The following is a 6,230-nucleotide window of genomic DNA, read 5'->3' as shown; positions in this document are numbered from 1 at the left end:
GGTCTCGTCCTTCTCCATGGTCTCCAGGGTCCGGGTGATCGCGTCGAACGCGGCCCAGGACCGGGCGGCCCGGCCCGTGCCGCCGTACACGACCAGGTCATCCGGGCGCTCGGCGACCTCCGGGTCCAGGTTGTTCATCAACATCCGCAACGGCGCTTCGGTCTGCCAGCTCTTCGCGGTCAGCTCCGTGCCGCGCGCGGCCTTGACCGGACGGGCTCCGGTAGTGAAATCGGCGGGTGCCATGATGACTCCTTCGTCTCTGGAAGTTGTTAGGTGGAAGTGCTTCTGTATCCAGTAGAGCCCCTCCGCAAGGGTCTTGGAATGGCTTTATGGAGGGTGCTGTCCGGAATGCCAGACTCAACTGCCACGCAGTTGTTGTCGTTATGAACGCCCAAAACGACTGTGAGGGCCCACGCCGCCAGGGTTCCCTGGCCGTGGGAGCCGGTGGGGACTTGCGAGGCGAGGGTGGCGGTGGGGACAGTTGGGCGGGGCGGGCTAGGAAGGGCGGCCGTGGATGCGGATCGACAGTTCGTCCGCTGTTTTCTGGATTCGGGCGGCCAGGGCGGGCCATTCCTCAACCGGCACCCGGTCCTCGAGGAATGTCACGGCGACTGCCGCCGTCGGCCATCCCAAATGGTCGGTGACGGCTGCGGCCACCGAGCCGAAGCCGGGCGTGACTTCGCCGTGTTCGGTGGCGTAGCCGCGCTGCCGGACCTGGTCCAAGTGCGAGGACAAGGCCGAGTACTTCATGATGGGCGATTCCATCTCGTGCCGGGCCGTAAAGGCTGCGGCATTCGGGTACAGGGCCCTGACCTGCGATTTCGGCAGTGCGGCCAGGATCGCTCGCCCGCTGGCGGTGAGGTGGCTGGGAAGCCGGACCCCGACGTCGGTCACGAGGGACGGGCGGTTCTTGGCCCGCTCCTCCACAATGTAGAGCACATCGCGGCCGTGCAGGACGGCCAAGTGGGCGCTCTCGCCGATCGCATCCACAAGGGCGGCCAGCATGGGGCGGCCGAGCCGCGACAAGGGCTCTTGCCGCGAGTATGCGGAACTGAGTTCAAAGGCGCTGATTCCCAACCCGTAGCGCTGCTCCTCATGAAGGTGCAGGACGAAGCCATTGGCCTCCATGACGCCAAGCAGGTGATAGACACTGGACCGGGGCAGGCCCAGCGCCGTGGCGATGTTGGACGCTGCCATCGGGCCACGACGGGAAGCGAGCAACTTCAGGATGCGCAGGGTGTTCTCGGCGGCCGGGACCTTGGAAGCGGCCCGGCCTTGAGTGGACGGCTGTATGGACATGGCTCCTCTTCGAGTGCACGGTAGTGCCCGGCTCACCCCTTCCGCCACAAGGCAGCAAGGCGGGTGTCCGGGATCCCGTACTTAAGCGTGCGCCCCATGGAGTGGATCGGAAAGCCAATCAGAACATTAAGCTGTCTGGAATACCAGACATTTGCGCCTAAGGCGCCTGGTCATCAACCACTCAACAGCGAAGCGTCTGAGAACCGAGACAACGATGTGCCGTGAGACCCATCACAGCCCACTCCGGAATGTTCTGCTGGTTAATAGCCCCCTCCCAATGACGAGAAGGTATTCGCATGCAGCAAGCCCCAACCGCCGTCAGAACGCCGGCCACCAAAGTCGTCGAAGGCGCGGTAACCACCGTTCTCAGCCGTGGCCTCAATGTCCGCCACATCCGCTTCATGGCCCTCGGATCGGCCATCGGGACAGGTCTCTTCTACGGTTCCGCGTCTGCCATCCAAAAGGCCGGCCCGTCGGTTCTATTCGCCTACATGATCGGTGGCGCCGCCGTCTTCATGGTGATGCGTGCCCTTGGCGAAATGGCCGTCCGCCACCCCGTCTCCGGCTCGTTCGGCCAGTACGCCAGCCGCTACCTCGGACCGCTGGCCGGGTTCATCACCGGGTGGACCTACGTCTTCGAAATGGCCATCGTGGCGATCGCGGACGTGACGGCGTTCAGTATCTACATGGGCTTCTGGTTCCCGCAGGTGGACCGATGGATCTGGGTCCTGGCGATCATCCTCCTCCTTGGCGCCATGAACCTCCTGAGCGTGAAGGTCTTCGGCGAGCTTGAGTTTTGGTTCTCGCTCATCAAGGTCGTGGCCATCATCGCCATGATTGCGGGCGGCGCTGCGATCATCGTGTTCGGCTTCCACTCCGGAAATGGCGGCGCGGCACCGGGGCTGGGGAACCTCGTTGACCATGGCGGCCTGTTCCCGAACGGTTTCGGCGGGCTCTTGGCCTCGTTCGCCGTCGTCATGTTCGCCTTCGGCGGGATCGAAACGATCGGCATCACTGCGGGCGAAGCCGCCGACCCCAAGAAGGTCATTCCGCAGGCCGTCAACACCGTCCCGGTGCGTGTATTGCTGTTCTACGTCCTGACGCTCGGCGTGCTCATGAGCTTGTTCCCCTGGAATGAAATCGGGAACAACGGCAGCCCGTTTGTGCAGATCTTCAGCGGCCTCGGCATTCCCGCGGCGCCCCACATCCTCAATGCCGTGGTCATCACTTCTGCGCTGTCAGCCATCAATAGCGATATTTTCGGCGCCGGACGCATCCTTTTCGGGCTTTCCCAGCAAGGACATGCTCCGAAGAGCTTTGGCAAGATCTCAAGGCACGGTGTTCCCTGGATGACTGTGGTCCTCATGGGCGGCATCCTGCTGGTGGGCGTGGTGCTCAACGCGGTGATTCCCGAGGACGTGTTCCTCGTGATCGCTTCCATCGCCACCTTCGCGACGGTGTGGGTGTGGGTCATGATCCTCGCCTCCCACGTCGCCATGAAGCGCGAGATCAAGCGCAAGGGGCTCCCGGCGTCGGAATTCGCATCGCCATGGTGGCCGGCAGCATCCGTGCTGACCATCGCCTTCATGGCCCTGGTGATCGTCATCCTTGGCGTCTTCGAGGACACCCGAGTGGCTTTGTACGTGGGCGCCGTGTGGCTCGGACTGCTGGTGCTGGCCTACAAGCTGTGGGTCCGCGGCGGCGGGCGCGTTCGTGCGGATCTCGTTGACGAAACAGCCTCGATCCCCGTGATCGTCCAGCGGCACTAGCGGACACTGCCCGACGGCGGCTGCCCCCACTAGCCATCGACCGTCACCGCCGGCGAGCGCTATTATCAGGCATGGTTCCGTTCACCAACCTCCTGGCGTTTGCGCTGGCCGCACTGGTCCTCATCGCCATCCCCGGTCCCAGCGTCCTGTTCGTGATTGGACGCTCCCTCGCCCTCGGCCGCAAAGGCGGACTCCTGAGCGTGCTCGGAAACGCGCTTGGCATGGTTCCGCAGATCATCGCTGTGGCGCTCGGGCTTGGTGCGGTCCTGGCGCAATCGATCGTGCTGTTCACCATCATCAAGTTTGGTGGCGCGGCGTATCTGGTCTATCTCGGGGTTCAGGCGATCCGCCACCGCGGCGGGCGTTCGACGGCGGCTGGCCCCGCACCGTCGCGGTCCATGTGGCGGCTCATCCGCGAGGGTTTTGTCGTCGGTGCCAGCAACCCGAAATCGATCGTGTTCTTCGTGGCCGTGCTGCCCCAGTTCGTGGAATATTCGAGCGGCAGCATTCCGCTTCAGCTCGCCGAACTCGGAAGTGTTTTCCTGGTGATCGCCCTGATCTCCGACAGTATCTGGGCCCTCGCAGCGGGCACGGCACGCCACTGGTTTGCCCGCTCCCCGCGGCGGATCTCCACCCTCGGTGCCACGGGCGGGGTCATGATGATCGGGCTCGGCGGAACCTTGGCGCTTACAGGCACCAAGTCTTAGCGCCTAGGACCAGATGCAACTGCGGACTCAGCCGGCAGGAAGCCAATCCACGTGCAAGTCCGAGTCGTAGACCCGGCAAACCCGCACGCTGTCCTGGGCAGGACCATCGACAAGCTTGAGGGTGATCTTCATGAGGATGTCGTACGACGCCAGACCGGAGGCCGCGGTTGACTGCACGGGGTTCCCGGAGAAGGCGATCGAGACCACAGTGAATGGCCGGGGCACCACCGTTCCGGTCACAATTGAGGAGTGCGCCGCATCGCTCTGCAGCCGCGCCGTGCAGCTGTCCTTGATGCGTTGGATCCCGTCCGCGTCAAGGCCCTGCGCTCCAGGAGCAGGCGCCGCGGGGGCCGGAGCTGGCACGGCTGGCGCCGGCACCGGGGCATCGGGCTTGGCACTGCTCGCCGGGGCAGGGACCGGGGCCTGACTTGAAGGCGGGGAGCTGGCGGAAGCGCTGGCGGAAGCAGCGCTGGCGGAAGCGCTGGCGGCTGGCGCTGAAGCGGTGGCACTCGGCGTCGTTGCCGGTGTCCTGGTGGCACCGGGTGCAGAAGCCGCTGCACTGACAATGGCCGACGGCGCGGCGCCGGCAATCGAGTTTGATGATGTCTGCGTGGCGTTGAGGGTGATCGCCCCCGCCAGCCCGACCGCCACCACCCCCGCAACGACAATTCCTGCTTTTGCCGCTCGTTGCATTGTTCCCCCTCCCAGACCTGACGGAACATTTTCTTTGAGCGTATGGACTGTTCGCCCGGCCTGGCATGCGTAACCCCTACCCGTCTTTTGCCCGGACTACTCGGGTCACCACTTGGTTGCGCTGGGGTGCTTGTCCGAGTAGTGGTCCAAGTGACGTGAGTGGCCCATGTGCCATAACGGGTGCAAGTCACTCATGTGTTGCGTGTGGTCGGCGCCTACCGTTGGAAGATCGCGACTGCAAAGGAGTGATTCCGATGTTCGATCCTTACTCAAGGCACGCTGCTCGGATGCGCAAGCAGCGCCGCCATGCGCTGGCTTTGCGACTTTGCCAGGTCTTTTCGCGGGCATCCAAACAGGCCAAAACGACTGTCTCCCCTTTCAAGGTGGGAGACTACGTGGCTGGAGACGATCCCTTCAACGGGTCCAAGGAAGGCGTGGTGGTCGTCATCAAAGGCCCATCGATTGGCTTGAGAACCGTCGTGCCAACGGGTGGCACCCTGGTCTACTACGACTACCGCCAATTGCGGAGGCCGTGGTGAATATGTCCGCCGCCGGCATTCCAGGCGACCGGTTCATGACAATCGCCGAGGTTGCCCAGGCGCTGCGGGTATCCAGAATGACCGTTTACCGCCTCGTGAACTCGCACGCCATCCACGCGGTGCGGTTCGGGCGGTCATACCGCGTTCCGGAATCGGCGGTGGAGTCCTACATTGAGCATTCCGCCGTTGACGAGGCTGAGCAGAATCCCCCTAAGGCAGCCGGGGAGCAGTGAGGGTAATCGGTCCAACGGAATCACGCTCCACCGGCGGGCATTCAAGCTTAACTACCGGGCTCCCCGCCGGTTCGTCGACGCCGAGAAGCAAGCGCACACCCGCGGCGCCGAGCTCGTAGTGCGGCAGCGCGACGGTGGACAGCGGTGGCCGCATGTGGGCGGCGATGACTTCCTGGTTGTCGAAACCCACCACGGCCATGTCATCGGGAATGGACAACCCCTGTTGCTTCAGCCCGTCGTAGAGACCCATGGCCATGCGGTCGTTGTAGCAAAAGACTGCCGTGACGTCGCGTTTGAGGAGTTCCTCGACTGCTCCGTACCCGCCTTCCTGGTCAGGGTAGGCGTCGAACACGAGGTGCGGATCGAATGCGATTCCCGCGGATTCGAGCGCTTCCCGGTAGCCCTGGAGGCGTCCGTCCTTCGCCGGTGCAGGAATCGTGGCGTTGATGAAGGCGATCCGCCGGTGACCCTTGCGAAGGAGGATGTCGGTGGCTTCCCGTCCGCCATGGACTTCATCCGGGACCACGGCCAAGGCGTCGGAGTCCGGGGAGAAGCAGTTCACCAGTACGAAGTCTGTCTCTTGCAACGCTTCGGGGATCTCCGTTGGGCGGTGGAACCAGGTGGAGTACAGGATGCCGCGAACCTTGTGTTCGAGCATCATCGAGATGGCGTCTTTTTCGACAGGCTCGTCGCCCTCGGTGTTGGCGACCAGGAGCACGAATCCGTGTTTCCAAGCTTCGTCCTGGGCGCCGTGGATGATTTGCCCCGCGAAGGGAGTCGTGGCGATCGCGTCAGCGACGAGGCCAATGAACCGTGAACTGCCGCTCACGAGGTTCTTCGCGAGGGCGTTCGGGCGGTATCCCAGTTCGCGGATGGTGTCCAGGACGCGCTTGCGGGTCCCGGCGCCGATCCTGGCGTCTTTCTTGTTGTTAACAACCAGGGAAACCGTAGCAACGGAGACTCCAGCCCCTTCCGCCACGTCCCGCATCG

General features: G+C 63.9%; 7 protein-coding genes and 1 pseudogene. 4 read left to right on the top strand and 4 right to left on the bottom strand.

Features of this window, described 5'->3' with window-relative positions:
• Both AB4074_RS13800 and AB4074_RS13795 read right to left on the bottom strand, forming a co-directional pair.
• Window positions 1-243, bottom strand: a pseudogene (locus AB4074_RS13800) (urocanate hydratase); the annotation flags it as partial.
• Window positions 244-495: 252 nt separating this feature from the next.
• Window positions 496-1,299 carry an IclR family transcriptional regulator gene (locus AB4074_RS13795; RefSeq protein ID WP_441413884.1) on the bottom strand — a complete coding sequence of 268 codons (804 nt, stop codon included), beginning with the start codon at window positions 1,297-1,299 and terminating at the stop codon, window positions 496-498.
• 296 nt (window positions 1,300-1,595) lie between these two features.
• On the opposite strand from AB4074_RS13795, the gene AB4074_RS13790 reads away from it, so the two are divergent.
• A complete protein-coding gene (locus tag AB4074_RS13790; RefSeq protein WP_441413883.1) occupies window positions 1,596-3,068 on the top strand; it encodes an amino acid permease in 1,473 nt (490 codons plus the stop codon).
• A 71-nt stretch (window positions 3,069-3,139) separates the two neighbouring features.
• Window positions 3,140-3,775 (top strand): LysE family translocator, encoded by a 636-nt coding sequence (locus AB4074_RS13785; protein WP_441413882.1) that lies wholly within the window; start codon window positions 3,140-3,142, stop codon window positions 3,773-3,775.
• Window positions 3,776-3,802: 27 nt separating this feature from the next.
• On the opposite strand, the gene AB4074_RS13780 is transcribed toward AB4074_RS13785, so the two are convergent.
• Entirely contained in the window at window positions 3,803-4,468 is a 666-nt protein-coding gene (locus AB4074_RS13780) for a hypothetical protein (RefSeq protein WP_441413881.1), read from the bottom strand.
• A gap of 254 nt (window positions 4,469-4,722) precedes the next feature.
• Here AB4074_RS13780 and AB4074_RS13775 point away from each other — a divergent pair, with 254 nt between their 5' ends.
• Window positions 4,723-5,007, top strand: a complete 285-nt coding sequence (locus AB4074_RS13775; protein ID WP_441413880.1) for a hypothetical protein — start codon at window positions 4,723-4,725, stop codon at window positions 5,005-5,007.
• A gap of 2 nt (window positions 5,008-5,009) precedes the next feature.
• Entirely contained in the window at window positions 5,010-5,240 is a 231-nt protein-coding gene (locus AB4074_RS13770; protein WP_441413887.1) for a helix-turn-helix domain-containing protein, read from the top strand.
• Here AB4074_RS13770 and AB4074_RS13765 read toward each other — a convergent pair.
• A complete protein-coding gene (locus tag AB4074_RS13765; RefSeq protein ID WP_441413879.1) occupies window positions 5,218-6,228 on the bottom strand; it encodes a LacI family DNA-binding transcriptional regulator in 1,011 nt (336 codons plus the stop codon). The genes AB4074_RS13770 and AB4074_RS13765 overlap by 23 nt on opposite strands.
• Between the last annotated feature and the right edge of the window lie 2 nt (window positions 6,229-6,230).

This window comes from Arthrobacter sp. 2MCAF14 (assembly GCF_052115645.1).
Taxonomy (GTDB): domain Bacteria; phylum Actinomycetota; class Actinomycetes; order Actinomycetales; family Micrococcaceae; genus Arthrobacter.
The sequence above is the reverse complement of the archived record's forward strand: the minus strand, read 5'-3'. Positions and strand labels throughout refer to the sequence as shown.